17 protein-coding genes are annotated in these 16,984 nt (G+C 63.0%); 5 read left to right on the top strand and 12 right to left on the bottom strand.

Features of this window, described 5'->3' with window-relative positions; genetic code table 11:
* Positions 1 to 76 precede the first annotated feature (76 nt).
* From ACB030_RS11550 to ACB030_RS11540, 3 genes are read right to left on the bottom strand one after another with little or no spacing between them, the layout of a single operon-like run.
* Positions 77 to 604: a DUF4865 family protein gene (locus ACB030_RS11550; RefSeq protein ID WP_371159886.1), complete on the bottom strand. Its 528-nt coding sequence runs from the start codon at positions 602 to 604 to the stop codon at positions 77 to 79.
* The gene (locus ACB030_RS11545; RefSeq protein ID WP_025328303.1) at positions 601 to 993 is read right to left on the bottom strand and encodes a tautomerase family protein; all 393 of its coding nucleotides are present in this window, start codon (positions 991 to 993) and stop codon (positions 601 to 603) included. The genes ACB030_RS11550 and ACB030_RS11545 overlap by 4 nt, the downstream gene beginning before the upstream one ends.
* Complete coding sequence (locus ACB030_RS11540) at positions 984 to 1,310, bottom strand: carboxymuconolactone decarboxylase family protein (protein ID WP_371159883.1); 327 nt, start codon at positions 1,308 to 1,310, stop codon at positions 984 to 986. Before ACB030_RS11540 ends, ACB030_RS11545 begins: the two co-directional genes overlap by 10 nt.
* A gap of 96 nt (positions 1,311 to 1,406) precedes the next feature.
* Between ACB030_RS11540 and ACB030_RS11535 the strand changes: the two genes are divergently transcribed.
* Positions 1,407 to 2,102 carry a LysR substrate-binding domain-containing protein gene (locus tag ACB030_RS11535; protein ID WP_371159881.1) on the top strand — a complete coding sequence of 232 codons (696 nt, stop codon included), beginning with the start codon at positions 1,407 to 1,409 and terminating at the stop codon, positions 2,100 to 2,102.
* Positions 2,103 to 2,120: 18 nt separating this feature from the next.
* Entirely contained in the window at positions 2,121 to 2,297 is a 177-nt protein-coding gene (locus ACB030_RS11530) for a hypothetical protein (protein WP_371159879.1), read from the top strand.
* Between the two features lie 116 nt (positions 2,298 to 2,413).
* Here ACB030_RS11530 and argH read toward each other — a convergent pair whose 3' ends face one another.
* The 5 genes from argH to argC all read right to left on the bottom strand — a co-directional run bounded on the left by argH (position 2,414) and on the right by argC (position 8,646).
* Positions 2,414 to 3,799 carry an argininosuccinate lyase gene (gene argH / locus ACB030_RS11525; RefSeq protein WP_371159878.1) on the bottom strand — a complete coding sequence of 462 codons (1,386 nt, stop codon included), beginning with the start codon at positions 3,797 to 3,799 and terminating at the stop codon, positions 2,414 to 2,416.
* Between the two features lie 809 nt (positions 3,800 to 4,608).
* The gene (locus tag ACB030_RS11520) at positions 4,609 to 5,844 is read right to left on the bottom strand and encodes an argininosuccinate synthase (RefSeq protein ID WP_371159876.1); all 1,236 of its coding nucleotides are present in this window, start codon (positions 5,842 to 5,844) and stop codon (positions 4,609 to 4,611) included.
* Positions 5,845 to 5,898: 54 nt separating this feature from the next.
* On the bottom strand, positions 5,899 to 6,810 hold the full coding sequence (locus tag ACB030_RS11515) for an ornithine carbamoyltransferase (RefSeq protein ID WP_371159874.1): 912 nt from the start codon (positions 6,808 to 6,810) through the stop codon (positions 5,899 to 5,901).
* Between the two features lie 25 nt (positions 6,811 to 6,835).
* A complete protein-coding gene (argB, locus tag ACB030_RS11510) occupies positions 6,836 to 7,615 on the bottom strand; it encodes an acetylglutamate kinase (RefSeq protein ID WP_005324857.1) in 780 nt (259 codons plus the stop codon).
* A gap of 23 nt (positions 7,616 to 7,638) precedes the next feature.
* Positions 7,639 to 8,646: an N-acetyl-gamma-glutamyl-phosphate reductase gene (argC, locus tag ACB030_RS11505; protein ID WP_371159871.1), complete on the bottom strand. Its 1,008-nt coding sequence runs from the start codon at positions 8,644 to 8,646 to the stop codon at positions 7,639 to 7,641.
* A gap of 278 nt (positions 8,647 to 8,924) precedes the next feature.
* Between argC and argE the strand changes: the two genes are divergently transcribed.
* Both argE and ppc read left to right on the top strand, forming a co-directional pair.
* Entirely contained in the window at positions 8,925 to 10,070 is a 1,146-nt protein-coding gene (argE, locus tag ACB030_RS11500) for an acetylornithine deacetylase (RefSeq protein ID WP_371159869.1), read from the top strand.
* Between the two features lie 215 nt (positions 10,071 to 10,285).
* Positions 10,286 to 12,919: a phosphoenolpyruvate carboxylase gene (gene ppc, locus ACB030_RS11495; protein WP_205642484.1), complete on the top strand. Its 2,634-nt coding sequence runs from the start codon at positions 10,286 to 10,288 to the stop codon at positions 12,917 to 12,919.
* Positions 12,920 to 12,990: 71 nt separating this feature from the next.
* Here the strand turns inward: ppc and ACB030_RS11490 are convergent, their stop codons facing one another.
* A complete protein-coding gene (locus ACB030_RS11490) occupies positions 12,991 to 14,472 on the bottom strand; it encodes a diguanylate cyclase (RefSeq protein WP_371159867.1) in 1,482 nt (493 codons plus the stop codon).
* Between the two features lie 198 nt (positions 14,473 to 14,670).
* Here ACB030_RS11490 and ybaK point away from each other — a divergent pair, with 198 nt between their 5' ends.
* Positions 14,671 to 15,135, top strand: coding sequence for a Cys-tRNA(Pro) deacylase (gene ybaK / locus ACB030_RS11485; protein WP_371159865.1), 465 nt, complete (start codon positions 14,671 to 14,673; stop codon positions 15,133 to 15,135).
* 105 nt (positions 15,136 to 15,240) lie between these two features.
* On the opposite strand, the gene ACB030_RS11480 is transcribed toward ybaK, so the two are convergent.
* From ACB030_RS11480 to ACB030_RS11470, 3 genes are read right to left on the bottom strand one after another with little or no spacing between them, the layout of a single operon-like run.
* Positions 15,241 to 15,966 (bottom strand): GNAT family N-acetyltransferase, encoded by a 726-nt coding sequence (locus tag ACB030_RS11480; protein ID WP_371159863.1) that lies wholly within the window; start codon positions 15,964 to 15,966, stop codon positions 15,241 to 15,243.
* Positions 15,956 to 16,405 carry a rhodanese-like domain-containing protein gene (locus ACB030_RS11475; protein WP_371159861.1) on the bottom strand — a complete coding sequence of 150 codons (450 nt, stop codon included), beginning with the start codon at positions 16,403 to 16,405 and terminating at the stop codon, positions 15,956 to 15,958. The genes ACB030_RS11480 and ACB030_RS11475 overlap by 11 nt, the downstream gene beginning before the upstream one ends.
* A gap of 17 nt (positions 16,406 to 16,422) precedes the next feature.
* Positions 16,423 to 16,890: an OsmC family protein gene (locus tag ACB030_RS11470; RefSeq protein WP_371159859.1), complete on the bottom strand. Its 468-nt coding sequence runs from the start codon at positions 16,888 to 16,890 to the stop codon at positions 16,423 to 16,425.
* Positions 16,891 to 16,984: the final 94 nt, after the last annotated feature.

Below are 16,984 nucleotides of genomic sequence, written 5' to 3'. Positions count from 1 at the left end.
AACATCATCTCGAGTTTGCCTGCCGAGCGCCACCGAAGAAAGCCTTGGCCGCCACCGGATAGCCGCTGTCACCTGTTCAGGACAAAGGGCTTCCTTTGGCCAGGTAGCCGATGTGATAGGCATCGGCCCCTGCCGGCATCACTTGTGGGAGCGATGGCAGGAGATCCACCTCCAGCCACTGCCAGCGGGAAAGATCCCAGCCGCTCAGCATGGCCCCGGTGCGCAGCTCGGCCAGGCTGGAATGGGGGGCAATGGGAGTGCGCCGCAAGATGGCCACCCTGGCCTGCTCGAGATCCTCCATCTGCGGGGCTGACAGCAGCAGCCAGGTCTCGATATGGGGCCAGCCGAAATGCCTGGTGAGCGCCGCGAAGCCCTCGCTGACAATGAAGCTGCGCATCGCCTCGGCGCTTTGCCACACATAGAAGGGGGCATAGCGATTCTCCCGGCATGGCAGCGCGGCCTCGTCATGGCGGCCATAGAGATAGGCCTTGAACAGCAAGCCGGGGAAGCCGTCGAGTCTGGCGCCATTGCTGGCGATCCGCTGCTCGATCAGCGCCATGTCGTAGTCCGCCGGCAGGGTGAATCTGTAGTGCATGGCGATCATAAGCTCACCTCCGGCCGAAACATCAGACCCCGTCCGAAGCTCCACTCCTCGCTGCCGTTTTGCTGGATCACCACCATAAGGTTGTCGGGATGGATGCCCAAATCCGCATGCAGGCGCTCGGCGAGCCGCTCATAGAGCCGCTGCTTGACCACTGTGCTGCGCGGCTTTCCCGCCAGGATCTGGAACAGGATGAAGTCGCCGTCCCGGCGGCCGGTCTGGTAGTGGGGGTGATAGACGAGGGCCCTGGCCGGCAAGGCCTCCAGGATCTGGAACTTGTCCTCCGGCGGCACATCAAACACCTCCACCAGGGTCTGGTGATAGAGCGCGGAGAGCTGTTGCAGGCGCGCGTCACTCATCCCCTCGCGCACTGTGATACGGGTCAGCGGCATGGGTTGGCCTCCTCGCGGGCGGGCAGCAGGCTCACTGCGGTGACAGCGGCGGGCAAGCCGGCGTAGAAGGCGAGATGGGTGAACAGCTCCTCCAGCTGATCCCGTGTCAGGCCGTTTTGCTGGGCGAACGTTATGTGCCACGGCAGTTGTTGCACCCGGCCCAGCGACGCCAGTATCGCCAGGGTGATCAGGCTGCGCTCGCGGGCTGACAGGGCGGGCCGCTGCCAGATATCGCCAAACAGCGTCTCTTCCGCCAGTTGGGACAGTCTCGGCGCCACCAGCGCCAGGTCGTCACGATCAAGAACAGGATGGGTCATGGCAATCTCCTTGGTTGGTGAAGCCACTCTCTCCCACTGCTACAATTTAGAAAATCGAAACATCAAAGACCAACAATCCCGATTATCAGGACAATTATGCAACCCCTTCCCCTGAACCTGGATCTCGATGCCCTGCGCAGCTATGTCGTCGGCATGGAGTGCGGCAACTTTGCACTGGCGGCGCAGCGGCTGTGTCGCTCCACCTCGGCGGTCAGCGCCCAGCTGAAAAAACTCGAGCAGCAATGCGGCACGGCGCTGGTCGCTCGCAGTGGGCGCCACCTGATCCCGACCCCCCAGGGCGAGCTGCTGCTGGGCTATGGGAAACGGCTGCTGGATCTCAATGACGAGACCGTGCGCGCCCTCAAGGGGGAGCTGCTGCAAGGGGAGATCCGGCTGGGGGTACAGGAGGACTTTGGCGAATCTTTGCTCCCCACAGTGCTGGGGCCCTTCTGTCGCCTGCATCCCGGGCTTCGCATGACGACCCGCATCGATCGCAATGGGCCGCTGACAAAGGGGATCAGGGAGGGCAGCCTCGACATGGCCCTGACCTGGCAGCCACAGGATGAAGGGATGGATGCCCGGCTCATCGACCTGGTGCCACTGCAATGGATAGCGCACCCGGACTGGGAGCTCACCCCTCTGCTGGCACGGGGGGAGCCTCTGCCCCTGGTGGTCTTCGATGCCCCCTGCCTGATGCGATCAAGGGCCACCCGGGCCCTCGACGAGGCCGGGATCCCCTGGCGCATCGCCTTCACCAGTCAGAGTCTAGGGGGGATCTGGGCGGCCTTGTAGGCAGGGCTCGGGCTCACGGTGCGCTCCACCATCGGCATGCCGGCCAGTCTGGTGACTCTCGGCGGCGTGCTGCCGTCAGTGGGCACATTGGGGGTCGCCCTGCTCAGCGCCAACCACCAATCCAGCGAGGCCGAGCGCCAGTTGCAGAGCCTGCTTACCGGCGCCGTGCATCAGGCCAGTGCCAGCAAGGGCTGAGGACTCTCGACCCTTGCTGACATAGGCGCAGGCCAGGTTGCACAATGGGGCACATAAAAAAACGGCAACCCCGAGGTTGCCGTTTTTCTTGTGATGGCGCTGGCGCGCCGCGCGGATCAGCCAGCCCGCTTGGCCAGCCAGGCTTCGGCGGCGGTGAGGGCCGCTTCTATCTGCTCCCGGGCGACACCGCCCTTGGCGACCCGCTTGGCCAGGGTCGCTTCCAGCTCCAGGTTCGGATAGACATCCTCCCCCACCACCGGGCTGAAACGCTGGAACTCAGGCAAAGAGAGATCTTCCAGCGGCTTCTTCACGCCGATGGCATAGACCACAGTCTCGCCGACGATATGGTGCGCCTCGCGGAACGGAATGCCCTTGGCCACCAGGTAATCCGCCAGTTCGGTGGCGTTGGCGTAACCGCCCTGGGCTGCCGCCTTGGTGCGCTCGCCATTCACCTTCAGATCGATCAGCACCAGGGCCGCCATGTCGAGGCAGTCGTGCCAGGTATCGAGGGCGTCGAACAGCCCTTCCTTGTCTTCCTGCATGTCCTTGTTGTAGGCCAGCGGCAGCGCCTTGAGGCTCATCAGCATGCCCATCTGGGCGCCGACGACCCGGCCGGTCTTGCCACGAATGAGCTCAAGGGCGTCCGGGTTTTTCTTCTGCGGCATCAGCGACGACCCTGAGGTGACCGCATCGGAGAGCTCGACGAAGCCCGCCTCACCGGTGTTGTAGAAGATAAGATCCTCCGCGAAGCGCGACAGGTGCGCCATGGAGAGGGACGCCACGTGCATCAGCTCCACCACGTGATCCCGATCCGACACCGAATCCAGGCTGTTGCGGGTGGCACCGCTAAAGCCCATGTCGAGCGCCAAGGCTTCGCGGTCGATGGCGTAGGCCGTACCCGCCAGCGCGCCGCAGCCGAGCGGACTGGTGTCGATGCGCTTGAGCGCATCCTGCAGACGGGAATAGTCCCGCTCCAGCATCTCCACATAGGCCAAGGCCCAGTGGGCGAAGGTGACCGGCTGGGCCCGCTGCAGGTGGGTGTAACCGGGCAGCACCGCGGCCTGATTGGCACGGGCGGAGGCGACCAGCCCGGCTTGCAGGGCACTGATGGATCCGAGCAGCAGCTCGCCCTGGGCCTTGCACCAGAGTTTGAGGTCGGTGGCGACCTGATCGTTGCGCGAGCGGCCGGTGTGCAGCTTCTTGCCCAGGGTGCCGACGGCATCGATGAGCTTGCCCTCGACCCAGGAGTGGATGTCTTCGGCATCTGAACTCAGGATCTGCTCGGGGTCCTGCTGCACCGAAGCGAGCAGCACCTCCATCGCCTGTTGCAGTTTGCCCTGCTCATCGGCGGTCAATACGCCCACCTTCACCAGCGCACGGGCCCAGGCCATGGAGCCCTGGATATCCTGCTCCGCCAGGCGGTAATCGAACCGCAGCGAATCGTTGAACTGCTTGAACCTGCTATCGGCTCCCTGACTGAAGCGTCCACCCCAAAGTGCCATACTGCTCTCCTTGAATGCGTTGTCGGCGGCGCCTTGCGCCGTCGAACTTGAAATCGTGCCCTGTTTTTCTGCATAACAGTGCGGTGGTGATCGATGCGGTTACAGTTACCGCCCCCTCATCCCCAACCCTTCTCCCGCGAGGGGCGAAGGGAGCAAAACAGTGATCTTAAATCGTGGTTAATCTGCCAACAAAAAATGAGCTGCCACCACACCTGACCTCGATCGGTTCCCTCTCCCTTTGGGAGCGGGCTAGGGTGAGGGCAATTCCCCCTCATCCCCAACCCTTCTCCCGCGAGGGGCGAAGGGAGCAAAACGGTGATCTTAAGTCGTGGTTAATCTGCCAACAAAAAATGAGCTGCCACCACACCTGACCTCGATCGGTTCCCTCTCCCTTTGGGAGAGGGCTAGGGTGAAGGCAATTCCCCCCTCATCCCCAACCCTTCTCCCGCGAGGGGTGAAGGGAGCAAAACGGTGATCTACGGGTAAATCGTGGTTAATCTGCCAACAAAAAATGAGCTGCCACCACACCTGACCTCGATCGGTTCCCTCTCCCTTTGGGAGAGGGCCAGGGTGAGGGCAATTCCCCCCTCATCCCCAACCCTTCTCCCGCAAGGGGAGAAGGGGGCAAAGCACACCCCTCATTGAAAGCCGTCCCTGTTATCTCACAGAAGCAGCCGAGGCGCTGCCGCTCTTGTCACAGCTCATCGGTTATCCTTCCCCCCGCTTACAGACGAGGAAATCAGGTCGCCGCTTATAAGTGAGGGGGCCAAGCCCCCTCACCGGTTTTCTGCGGCTTGAAACCTCGAGGGTTAGCCGTGGGTGTGGTCACCGCCGATGGCCTGATGCTGCTCCTTCATGGCGCGGATCCGGCTGGCCAGGGTGTAGAGACGGATGAAGCCTTCCGCGTGGCTCTGGTCATACACTTCGTCGGCGCCGAAGGTGGCGAAGTCTTCGGAGTAGAGGCTGTTCGGCGACTTCTTCTGCACTGCCGTGACCTGACCCTTGTACATCTTCAGCACCACTTCACCATCGAGATCCTCGGCGATGGCGTTGGCGGAGGCGACAATGGCCTTGCACAGCGGGGTGAACCAGCGACCGTCATAGACCAGGTGGGAGAACTCGGCACCCAGCTTCTCGCGCCAGGCGCGGGTCGGGCGATCCAGTACCAGTTCTTCCACGGCGCGCAGCGCGGCGACCATGACGGTGCCACCCGGGGTCTCGTAGCAGCCACGGGACTTCATGCCCACCATGCGGTTTTCGGTGATGTCGATACGACCCACGCCGTGCTTGCCGGCACGCTCGTTCAGGGTCATCAGGATCTGGAGCGGAGTCAGCGGTTGATCGTCAACGGCCACCACTTCGCCCTGAGCCACGGTCAGCTTGACGTATTCCGGCTCGTTCGGTGCCTGCTCGGCGGACACAGTCCACTGCCAGACCGCTTCGGACGGCTCGTTCCAGGTGCTTTCCAACTCGCCACCCTCGGTGGAGATATGCCAGGCGTTCGCATCGCGGCTGTAGATCTTCTTCAGGGTCGCCTTGCAGGGGATGTTGCGGGCTTCCAGATAGGCCAGCAGATCTTCCCGGGAGCGCATGTCCCACAGACGCCAGGGAGCGATGACCTTCAACTGGGGAGCCAGGGCGGCCACGGCGCCTTCGAAACGCACCTGGTCGTTGCCCTTGCCGGTACAGCCGTGGGAGATGGCGTCGGCCCCTTCCGCCAGGGCCGCTTCCACCATCGCCTTGGCGATGATGGGACGGGCCATGGAGGTGCCCAGCAGGTAGGTGCCTTCGTAGACGGCGCCTGTCTTCAGAGTCGGATAGACGTACTCTTTGACGAACTCTTCCCGCAGATCCTTGACGATGCACTTGGTGGCGCCGGAGGCGAGGGCTTTTTGCTCGATCCCTTCCAGATCGTCACGCTCCTGACCGACGTCGGCGACGAAGGCGATGATCTCTGCATCGTAGTTCTCTTTCAGCCAGGGAATGATGGCCGAGGTATCCAGTCCGCCCGAGTAAGCCAGTACGATCTTGTTGATTCCGCTCATTTACTTCTCTCCGTGATGATTCGATAAGGTTGTGATTCAGGGTCGGTCGCCGGCTTATTTATGACCCAACAGCGTCAGCAGCACGGCATTCTGGATATGCATCCGGTTTTCTGCCTCATCCATGATGAGGGAGGCTGGTCCGTCCATGACCTCCGAGGTGATCTCCAGCTCCCGATGCGCCGGCTGACAATGCAGCACGTGGGCGATGCCGGTGCGATCGAGCAGGGCCTGGTTGATCTGATAAGGCATGAAGATATCTTTTACCTGCTCCATTGGTGTGTTGTCACCCATGGAAACCCAGGTGTCGGTATAAACCACGTCAAAGCCTTCGATGGCGCCCACGTCATCGCTGATGTTGATGTGCGCACCAGATTGCGCAGCCAGCGCCTGGGCCTGCAGGAAGATCTGGGTATCCGGGCCATGGCCCTTGGGGCAGACCAGGGTCACATCGGTGCCCAGCGTCGCCCCCAAGAGCAGCAGGGAGTGGCTGACGTTGTTGCCATCGCCGAGGTAGGCCAGCTTCACCTTGGAGAGGTCGCTGTAATGCTCGGCAATGGTCATGAAGTCCGCCAGCCCCTGGCAGGGGTGGTAGAGGTTGCACAGGCTGTTCACCACCGGCACAGAGCCATGCTCCGCCAGCTCGACCAGGGTCTGGTGATCGAACACCCGGGCGACAATGGCGTCACACCAGCGCGACAGGTTGGCGGCGAAATCCTTCACCGACTCCCGCTTGCCGAGCGCGCCGTTCTGCTGATCCAGGTAGACGCTGTGACCGCCGAGCCGGGCGATGCCGATGTCGAAGGTGACCCGGGTGCGCAGGGAGGGCTTCTCGAACAAGGTGACCACGCTCTTGCCTGCCAGCGCCTGGCCGTACTTCTTGGGGTCCGCCTTGACCGCTTTGCCGAGGGCTATCAGCGCCTCGATCTGTGCCTTGCTCAAGTCGCTGTCTTTCAGAAGATGTTGCATCGGATGTTCCTTTTTCCGGCCAGGATTAGAGGGTGACTTGGGTGCCGACGGCGCCGCCCGCCAACAGCTTGAGCAGTTGGTCCGGGTAGCGCCAGCTGGCGACACAGACCGGTTTGCCCAGGGTCTCGGCGGCGTGCAGCGCTGCCTTCACCTTGACCGCCATGCCATCGCGAATAACCCCCTTCTCCATCAGGTCCAGCGCGCTCTGCTTGTCCAGTTGCGGCACCAGCTTGCCCTTGCCATCCAGAATGCCACTCACGTCGGAAAGCATCACCAGATCGGCGCCCAGCGCCTCGGCAATGGCGGTGGCCGCCTGATCCGCGTTGACGTTCATCAGCTGACCATCGGCGGTGATGCCGATGGAGCTCACTACCGGCAGGAAGCCCTGCCCCAGGATGCCGGCCACCAGCGCCGGGTTGCCCGGCTGGCAGTCACCCACGGCGCCGAGATCCGGGTCGAGCTGGGTCACCTGACAGAGGCCGCCGTCGGCGAGGCAGAGCCCCACGGCAGGGATGCCGGTGGCGATGGCCTTGGCCATCATCATCTTGTTCGCCGTACCCGCCAGGGCCCCGGCGATGAAGGGGATCTGCTCGAACGGGGTGACCCGCAGGCCGTTCTTCTTGGTGGAGGTCATCCCCAGCCCCTTGAGCAGGTCATCCACCAGGCAGCCACCACCGTGCACCAGCACCAGGGGACGGTGCTGATCGTCCAGGAAGGTTTTCAGGGTAGCGAACAGGGCGGTCAGGGCCTCGTCGTTCTCGATCAGGGCACCGCCCAACTTGATTACCAGCGTCTGCTTGTCCATCTTCTCGATCCTTCCTTAAAGCGTTAAATCAGGCCGGTGGCCGGTTCAAAACCAAACTTGATATTTATGCACTGCATCGCCTGGGAGGCGGCGCCCTTGAGCAGGTTGTCGATGGCGGACACCACCACCAGCATGTTGCCTTGCTGCTGCCAGGCGAGGTCGCAGTAAGGGGTGTTGGCCACGCCACGGATGGAGGGCATCTGGCCGGTGAGGCGCACCAAGGGCTTGCCTTCATAGGCCTTGAGATAGGCTTGATCCACCTGGGTCTGCGTCACCCCATCCGCCAGTTGCACATAGATGGTGGCCAGTATGCCGCGCACATAGTTGCCAAGGTGGGGCTGGAACAGCACCCCCTTGCCGAGGTGGTGGCTGATCTCCGGCTGATGCCTGTGGTTGAAGGTGCCGTAGGGGCTCAGGCTCACTTCGCAAAAACTGGTATTGATGGCCGCCTTGCGACCGGCCCCGGAGACGCCGGACACAGCGTTGATGATGGGCTGCCATCCCTCGGCAATCAGACCGGCCTGCTGCAGCGGCTTGAGGGCGCAGAGGGAGGCGGTCGGGTAGCAGCCGGGCACCGCAATCAGCTGGGCGGCGGCAATGGCTTCGGCATTCCACTCCGCCAGACCGTAGACGGCCTGTTCCAGCCACTGCTCACTCTCGTGGCTGAAGCCGTAGAAGGAGGCGTAGAACCCCTGATCCTTGACCCGGAAGGCACCGGAGAGATCGAACACCGGCAGCCCCTTGGCCAGGAACTTGGGGGCAAGCTCGGCGCTCACCTCGTGGGCGGTGGCCAGCAGCACCAGATCGGCCTGGGTCAGGATCCGGGTCATGCCGTCCTCGTCCAGCGGCAGCAGCGGCTGATCCAGCTCACCGACCCACTGGGGATGCAGGGAAGAGAAGCGCTTGTGGGCGTCCTGGCTGCCGGCGGAGACATAGAGGCCGAACAGCTTGAGCTCTGGATGGTTCTGGACCAGTGCGGCCAGTTCGGCCCCCGCGTAGCCACTGGCACCGACGATAACGGTGTTAAGCATTTTTGAGTATTCCAAGTCAGAGTTCGAAATTCACAGCATGGCGCTGCAGACAGTGCAAGGGGTGAGGAACCGCCCCTTCAATGCAACGAGTGCGGAGGGGCAATTCAGGCGGGGTTGTGTCGTCGGTTATAGATCAGGTGACAGAACATTAACTTTCCCTTACAACTAGAAGCCTTGTTGATGAGCCACGAATTCAGGCAAACTCACAGAATATTCATGCACTCACTTTGCATTTGTATTTTCTAACAGAAACGTTCCGGGGACGCAAGGAGCAGCTGATGGCCAATCTGGATTTTTTTGCACTTTATAAGAATATTATTGCGATTCCCTCTATTAGCAGCACAGATCCGCACTGGGATCAGAGCAACGAGGCGGTGATCCGGCTGCTGGCCGACTGGTTCGGCCAACTCGGCTTTCAGTGTGAAGTGACGGCGCTGCCGGAGCTGCCCGGCAAGTTCAATCTGGTGGCCACCATAGGCCAGGGAGAAGGCGGTCTGCTGCTGGCGGGCCACACCGATACTGTTCCCTTCGACGAGGGGGGCTGGAGCAAGGATCCCTTCAAGGTGACCGAGGAGGGCAACCGCTTATATGGGCTCGGCACCATCGACATGAAGGGCTTCTTCGCCTTTATCGTGGAGGCGCTGAAAGAGATCGACCTCACCACCCTCACCAAGCCGCTGCGCATCCTGGCCACCGCCGACGAGGAGACCACCATGGCGGGAGCCCGTGCCATCGCCGCGGCCGCCGAGATCAAGCCCGACTATGCGGTGATAGGTGAGCCCACCGGCCTGGTGCCTGTGGTGGCCCACAAGGGCCACATGTCGGAGGCCATCCGCATCACGGGCAAGAGCGGCCACAGCTCGGATCCCGCCAACGGAGTCAACGCCATGGAGATCATGCACCAGGCCATGGGCCAGGTGCTCAAGCTGCAGCGGGATCTCAAGGATCGCTATGCCGACCACAGATTCGCCGTGCCTCAGCCCACGTTGAATCTGGGCTACATCCAGGGGGGCGACAGCCCGAACCGCATCTGCGGCTGCTGCGAACTGCACATCGACATGCGCCCCACCCCCCAGGTGGGGCCGGACGAGCTGATGGGCATGCTCAAAGAAGCGCTCTCCCCCATCGAAGTTCACCAGCCGGGTTGCCTGCACCTGCAGCACCTGCACGAGCCCATTCCGGCCTATGCCTGCGAGGATGGCTCGGATCTGGTACGTGAGGCCGAGAAGGCGAGCGGCCGGGCGGCCGAGTCCGTGAACTATTGCACCGAGGCCCCCTTTATCCAGCAGTTGGGATGCCAGACAATAGTGATGGGCCCGGGCCATATCACCCAGGCCCATCAGCCGGACGAGTATCTGGATCTGTCGTTCGTCAAACCGACCACGGCGGTGCTGCAGCACCTGATCCGGCGTTTCTGCGTCTAGCTCGACGGGAATGTAAGTAAGTTACATGACATGCCGCCTCGGGACAGGTGAGGGAAATACATGTTCTGAATCGGCTTGTTATTTGACCTTGCGCAGACAATCTGGGTAGATTGTCCCCCTAAGATGACGGAGCATATGTTGTAATCGCACAACAATAAGTGAGGCTGCCTCTCCCCCCGGAAGGTCAAGGGGCACCAACAAAATAAGGATGTGGAATGAACGAAAAGTACGCCGCACTACGGGCCAACGTAGGCATGTTGGGCCAACTGCTGGGCAAGTCCATCAAGGATCATCAGGGTCAAGCCTTCCTCGACAAGATTGAGACCATTCGTCAACTGGCCAAGTCCTCCCGCAAAGGCAACGAGACGGACAGAGAGCGCCTGCTCGAGACCCTGCGTACCCTCTCCGATGACGAGCTGCTGCCGGTGGCCCGCGCCTTCAGCCAGTTCCTCAACCTGGCCAACGTGGCGGAGCAGTTCCACACCATCTCCCGCCGCTGCGAAGAGCAGGTCTGCACGCCGGATCCCCTGGAGCAGATGTTCGCCAAGCTGAAAGCCTCCAACCTCTCCCAGGAAGCCATCATCCAGGCGGTGCGCGAGCTGGATATCGATCTGGTGCTGACCGCTCACCCGACCGAGGTGACCCGTCGCACCCTGATCCACAAGCACGTCCAGCTCAACGACTGCCTGGAAGCGCTGGAACTCTCCGATCTGCTGCCCCGCGAGCGGGACAAGATCCTCAATCGCATCGAACAGCTGGTCAATCAGGCCTGGCACACCAACGAGATCCGCGAACAGCGCCCGACCCCGGTGGACGAGGCCAAGTGGGGCTTCGCCGTGGTGGAGAACAGCCTGTGGCCGGCCATTCCCGAATTCATGCGCAACCTGGACGAACGGCTGCAACACCACCTGGGTGTGCGCCTGCCGCTGGATGCAGCGCCGGTCAAGTTCACCTCCTGGATGGGCGGTGACCGTGACGGCAACCCCTTCGTCACCGCCAAGGTGACCGCAGAGGTGCTGGAACTGGGCCGCTGGATGGCGGTGAGCCTCTTCTACAAGGACATCAAGGAGCTCACCTCCGAGCTCTCCATGTCCGACTGCACCGAGGCCGTACGCGAGCGGGTGGGCGATCACCCCGAGCCCTACCGCGCCCTGGTGCGCGAGCTGCGTGAAGCGCTGCGCGAGACCCAGGAATACCTCACCGCCAAGGTGCAGGGTCAGGTGAGCGAGAGCCGCGACCTGATCACCACCACAGCCCAGTTGCGCGAGCCGCTGGAGCTCTGCTACCACTCGCTGCACGCCTGCGGCATGGGCAACATCGCAGATGGCATGCTGCTGGATGTGTTGCGCAAGCTGGCCTGTTTCGGCATCCATCTGGTCAAGCTGGACATACGTCAGGATGGCGAGCGCCACGGTCAGGTCTTCTCCGAGCTGACCCGTTATCTGGGCATGGGCGACTACGCAGAGTGGAGCGAAGACGACAAGCAGGCCTTCCTGCTCAACGAGCTCAACTCCCGCCGCCCGCTGATCCCGACCGACTGGGAGCCGAGCGACGAGACCCGCGAGACCATAGACACCTGCCGGGTGATCGCCCAGCACGACCCGGATGCGTTCGGCATCTACATCATCTCCATGGCGGGCGCCCCGTCCGACGTGCTGGCGGTACAGCTGCTGCTGAAAGAAGCCGGTTGCAAGTTCCGCATGCCGGTCGCCCCCCTGTTCGAAACCCAGGAAGACCTGATGGCGGGCACCGCCGTGATGGAGCGCCTGTTGTCGGTGGACTGGTATCGCGGTTACATCCAGGGTCGCCAGTACGTGATGATCGGCTACTCGGATTCCGCCAAGGATGCGGGCATGATGGCCGCCGGCTGGGCCCAGTACGCCGCCATGGAATCTCTGGTGGCGCTGGCCGAAGCCAGCAATCTGCGCCTGACCCTGTTCCATGGCCGTGGCGGCACCGTCGGCCGTGGCGGCGCCCCCGCCCATCAGGCGATCCTGTCCCAACCGCCGGGATCCCTGCGCGGTGGGCTGCGAGTGACCGAACAGGGGGAGATGATCCGCTTCAAGTTCGGTCTGCCGAAAGTCGCCATTCACAGCCTGAACCTCTACACCAGCGCCGTGCTGGAAGGGAACCTGCTGCCGCCCCCCAAGCCCAAAGAGAGCTGGCGCGCCGTGATGGAGCAACTGGCCACCGTCTCCTGCGATCACTACCGCAGCATAGTGCGCGGTCACCCGGACTTCGTGCCCTACTTCCGCGCCGCCACCCCTGAAATGGAACTTGGCAAGCTGCCGCTCGGCTCACGCCCGGCCAAGCGCAAGCCCAACGGTGGCGTCGAGAGTCTGCGCGCCATCCCCTGGATCTTCGCCTGGACCCAGAACCGGCTGATGTTGCCGGCCTGGCTCGGTGCCCACAAGGGGCTGGAGCATGCCATCACGGACGGTCAGAAGAGCGTGCTGGAAGAGATGAGCCGCCAGTGGCCCTTCTTCCGCACCCGCCTCGAGATGCTGGAGATGGTGTTCCTCAAGGCCGACCTCTGGCTGGCGGAGTACTACGACACCCGTCTGGTGCCGCAAGAGCTGTGGAACCTGGGCAAGCAGTTGCGCCAGGAGCTTGCTGACTCCATCCAGATCGTGCTGCAGTTGCGCCCGCAGGGAGACCTGCTCGACGACCAGCCCTGGATCAAGGAGTCCATCAAGCTGCGCAACCCCTACACGGATCCCCTCAACGTGCTGCAGGTCGAGCTGCTCGGTCGCTCGCGCAAGAACCCTGAGACCCTGCACCCCGAGCTGGATCAGGCACTGATGGTCACCATCGCCGGTATTGCGGCAGGCATGCGCAACACGGGTTGATGGCAGGGCTATCCAGCTGACATAAAAGGGCGCCAATATGGCGCCCTTTCTATTTCGGCTATCCAGCCACCCTAGGCAATACGGTTGCGTCCCTGCCGCTTGGCCTCGTAGAGGCGCTGATCCACGCACAGCAGCCAGTCATCCATGCAGCGATACTCCGTCTGATAGGGGGTGAGGCCCACGCTGATGGTGACGGCTATCCCCTGGCGCTGATGCAGGAAGGGGTGGCGCTCTATCTGCTGGCGGGTGCGGTCCATGATGGTGCGGGCCTCCTCCTGAGTGGTGCCGCGCAGCAGCATGATGAACTCCTCGCCGCCGAACCTCGCCACCAGATCCTGGCTGCGCACTGCCTGCATCAGCAGACGGGCCAGCTCCTCGAGCACCGCATCCCCGGCAAGGTGGCCATGCTCATCGTTGATCTGCTTGAAGAAGTCGATGTCGATGAGGACCAGACAACAGGCTTCCCCCTCGGCTGGATGGCGCTGGAGGTGATCGAGCAGGACATTGGCCTGACTGAAGAAGCTGCTGCGGTTGGGCAGCCTGGTGAGAAAGTCGTGTTCGGCGTTGAAGCGCAGCACCCGCTCCATGCGGCTGCGCTCGTCCTCCAGATTGCGGGCGTGGATCAGGGTGCCCAGAGCCGTGGTGAGCGGCTCCAGCAAGCTCACCAGGGTTTCGTCGAAGCCGCCCGGGCGGTTGGCCAGGGCTATCATGCCGATGGCCTCCCCCTTGTGGCGTATGGGGATGCCGAGAAAACTGTCCAGATGGGGATGACCCCGGGGAGAGACGCCGCGACTCGCCGGATGACTCGGCAGATCGTTGCAGCACACCAGGGTGTTGTGGGTGACCACGTGGCCGAACAAGTTGTCCAGCTTGTTGAAGATGAGCCCCCCTCTGTTCTGGCGTTGCTGCTCGTACCAGGCGTGGGTAGCCTGGTCCCAGGAGATGTTGGAGATGGAGGGGATGTAGAGGCTGGGGTGCCCGTCTTCGTACTGAACGATGCCGATGAAGCCATAGGCGCTCTGGCTCACGCTCAGCAGCCGCTCGAAGACGGTGTCGCAGGCGGAGCCGAGATTGCGATCGAGCAGAAAGCTCTGATGGGCGGCCACCACTATGTCGAACAACTGGCTCTGCTGCTCGACGCGCTGCTTCGCCATCACCTCCGAGGTGATGTCGTGGGCCAGCTTGACCACCCCGATCAGTATTCCCTCCTCGTCGGTGATGGGCATATAGGTGGCGTGGATCCAGACACAGCCTCCCCCACCCATGATGCGGCGAAACGACCCCGAGTGGATCTCGCCGCTGAGTACCCCCTGCCAGAAGCGATCGTGCTCCCCCTGCTGCTCGGGGGGAAGCAATAGCAGGTGGGGCTGACCGATCAACTCCTCGGGGGCATAGCCGAGGATGTCACAAAACAGTGAATTGACCGACACCATGCGGCCATCGGGATCAAACTCGACTATGCCATAGGCACGGTCCAGGGCAGTCAGCCGGGCAAGGGCGTCATAACGCCCAAGGGGGCCCATGTCGATGAAGCTGTTTGCTGGGGTATTCATGGCCACGATTCCTTTCGATCGCCAACATCTGATCACAGCCAGTATAGGCGTGAAGGGGGACGGTCCCAGAGCATAGGTGTGAAGAGGCCATTTCGCTATTGGGGCCCGCTCGAGATGCGCGCCATCGAGGACGGCCACTTGCCATGCCCGCCGCCCAAGCGCAGACTGTCTGGCCTTGTTTCGGCCCGAGGAGACCCCATGACACCCGCCATCAACCTGCTGAAGAAGCTCAAGATCCCCCACAAGCTCTACCCCTACGAGTGCGAGGCCCACGACGATTTCGGCAAGCATGCCGCGACCCAGCTCGGCCTGCCCCAGGCTCAGGTGTTCAAGACCCTGCTGGCCCACCACGACAAGCAGGCGGTGGTCGCCATAGTGCCTTCGTCGGGCATGTGCAGCCTCAAGCAGCTCGCCAAGGCCACCGGCCTCAAGAAGGTGGAGATGATGAAGCCGGCCGACGCCGAGAAGCTGACCGGCTACAAGGTGGGAGGCATCAGTCCGCTGGCCCAGAAGAAGCTGCTGCCGACCGTGCTGGACGACTCCGCCATGGCCTTTGACGAGATACTGGTGAGTGGCGGCAAGCGCGGCCTCTCGGTCGGGGTAGCCCCAGAGGACATGGTGCGCCTGATGAACTGGATAGCCGCGCCCATCGGTGAACACTAAGGGACGAGCACCATGAATAAGCCCCGTTAAACAACATCCCGCACGGAAGAGGCCCCGCAATCGGGGCCTCTCTCGTTTTGCCAGTCAGACCAAGGGGCCACAGGCTTATGGCGCGACCCGGCAGGCGGCGGTGAGCTCGGAGAGGCGCAGCCGCTGGCGCCCCTGTTCGTCGAAGTTGGCATCCGCCAACCAGCGCTCGAAACAGCCCTGCAGGGCGGGCCACTCGCCATCTATCACCGAGAACCAGGCGGTATCCCGGCTGTGACCCTTGTCGACCCGGGCCTGGCGGAAGGTCCCCTCATAGCAAAAACCGAGCCGCAGCGCCGCCTGCCAGGAGGGCCGGTTCAAAGCATTGCATTTCCACTCGTAGCGGCGATACCCCAGGGCGAAGGCATTGGCCATCATCAGCGCCATGGCCGCCGTCGCCAGCCGCGACTGCTGCAGGGCCGGCGAGAAGTGCAGCCAGCCCACCTCCACGCTGCCCGCGGCGGGGTCGATGCGCAGGTAGCTGGCGAGCCCCAGCGCCCGGCCGCTCACCGCATCGACAATGGCATAGAACTGGGGATCGACCCTGGCGACGACTCCTCGCAGCCAGGCCTGCATGGCCGCCTCATCCTCGAAGGGGCCGCTGGTGAGGTAGGTCCACATGGCCCCGCTGTCGGCACTGAAGGCCTGCCACAGGCTGCCGCCGTGGCGCTCGGGATCGAGCGGCTCCAGGCGACAGCCCCAGCCGCTCAGCACCCGGTGAGGGGGAAACTCGGCGCCACGCCAGTCGGGCAGAGACTCGCCCAGGGGCTGGTCATGATCGTTGAGGATGGGTTCAGCAGGCACAGGCGATCCCCCCTTCCAGCAGCACCCCAGGTTCGCTGCCGGTGGCGACGGCGAAGCCGTCCTGGCGCCACCAGTGCAGGCCGCCGATCAGCTCCTTGACCCGAAAGCCCAGCGCCGCCAGCTTGTACGCACCCTGGGTCGAGCCGTTGCAGCCGATGCCATCGCAGTAGCAGACATAGACCCTGTCCCGCGACAGCCCCTGGGTGGTCGCCGGGCTCATGGTGTGATGGGGGAAGGAGATGGCGCCCGGGATATGGCCCTCGGCGTAGTGCGCGGGGGAGCGGGTGTCGATGACCACTATGCTGCCCCCTTCACCCGCCTCCCCGGCCAGCAGATCGGCGGCGAGATCCGCCGGATCGGTGCGAAACTTCAACTGGGCCTCGAAGAAGGCGCTGGCCTCCAGTGGGCTCGCAACCCCGGTACTCAATACATGACTCATCCTGAACCTCCTTGTGATTACAGCGCTATCTCTGTGGTGACGACTGTGTTGACCGAGTTCGCGATAAAGCACTCCTCGTGGGCCTGGTGGTGCAGCCGCTCCAGCGCGGCGAGATCGGGCCGGTGCTCGCCGCCAAACCGCACCCTGGGACGCAGGGTGACCCGGGTGATGGACTGGCGACCTTGCTCGTTTCTCTCCATGACGCCGACGGCCTCATCCCGGTAGCTCTCCACCAGATAACCCGCCCTGGCGACCAGCCAGAGGAAGGTCAGCATGTGACAGCTGGAGAGGGATGCGACGAAGGCCTCCTCGGGATCCACGTGCTCGGCCACCGACCAGGGCAAGGGCACCACATGGGGGGAGGAGGAGGCGGGCACCCTGACTCCGCCGTCAAACGCCCACTCATGGGCCCGGCTGTAGCGCTGATCGACAAAGGGCTCGCTGGCCCCTCGCTGCCAGCTGATGGTGGCACTGTATTCCGACATGCAGACTCCTTCTGTAGCCAATGTGTGTTGCCAATGAGATTGCTTCACTTCCTTGCCCACCAATGTAGCGACAAAATGGCCTTGCCACGCCGAC

Source organism: Aeromonas sp. S16(2024) (assembly GCF_041403065.1).
In the GTDB taxonomy this organism is placed as follows: domain Bacteria; phylum Pseudomonadota; class Gammaproteobacteria; order Enterobacterales; family Aeromonadaceae; genus Aeromonas.
This window is presented reverse-complemented; position numbering and strand designations above follow the sequence as displayed.

Excerpts from the sequence above, each read along its gene's own strand:
- ACB030_RS11550 (WP_371159886.1), bottom strand. The coding sequence starts at position 604 with ATGATCGCCATGCACTACAGATTCACCCTGCCGGCGGACTACGACATG.
- ACB030_RS11545 (WP_025328303.1), bottom strand. The coding sequence starts at position 993 with ATGCCGCTGACCCGTATCACAGTGCGCGAGGGGATGAGTGACGCGCGC.
- ACB030_RS11540 (WP_371159883.1), bottom strand. The coding sequence starts at position 1,310 with ATGACCCATCCTGTTCTTGATCGTGACGACCTGGCGCTGGTGGCGCCG.
- ACB030_RS11535 (WP_371159881.1), top strand. The coding sequence starts at position 1,407 with ATGCAACCCCTTCCCCTGAACCTGGATCTCGATGCCCTGCGCAGCTAT.
- argH (WP_371159878.1), bottom strand. The coding sequence starts at position 3,799 with ATGGCACTTTGGGGTGGACGCTTCAGTCAGGGAGCCGATAGCAGGTTC.
- ACB030_RS11520 (WP_371159876.1), bottom strand. The coding sequence starts at position 5,844 with ATGAGCGGAATCAACAAGATCGTACTGGCTTACTCGGGCGGACTGGAT.
- ACB030_RS11515 (WP_371159874.1), bottom strand. The coding sequence starts at position 6,810 with ATGCAACATCTTCTGAAAGACAGCGACTTGAGCAAGGCACAGATCGAG.
- argB (WP_005324857.1), bottom strand. The coding sequence starts at position 7,615 with ATGGACAAGCAGACGCTGGTAATCAAGTTGGGCGGTGCCCTGATCGAG.
- argC (WP_371159871.1), bottom strand. The coding sequence starts at position 8,646 with ATGCTTAACACCGTTATCGTCGGTGCCAGTGGCTACGCGGGGGCCGAA.
- argE (WP_371159869.1), top strand. The coding sequence starts at position 8,925 with ATGGCCAATCTGGATTTTTTTGCACTTTATAAGAATATTATTGCGATT.
- ppc (WP_205642484.1), top strand. The coding sequence starts at position 10,286 with ATGAACGAAAAGTACGCCGCACTACGGGCCAACGTAGGCATGTTGGGC.
- ACB030_RS11490 (WP_371159867.1), bottom strand. The coding sequence starts at position 14,472 with ATGAATACCCCAGCAAACAGCTTCATCGACATGGGCCCCCTTGGGCGT.
- ybaK (WP_371159865.1), top strand. The coding sequence starts at position 14,671 with ATGACACCCGCCATCAACCTGCTGAAGAAGCTCAAGATCCCCCACAAG.
- ACB030_RS11475 (WP_371159861.1), bottom strand. The coding sequence starts at position 16,405 with ATGAGTCATGTATTGAGTACCGGGGTTGCGAGCCCACTGGAGGCCAGC.
- ACB030_RS11470 (WP_371159859.1), bottom strand. The coding sequence starts at position 16,890 with ATGTCGGAATACAGTGCCACCATCAGCTGGCAGCGAGGGGCCAGCGAG.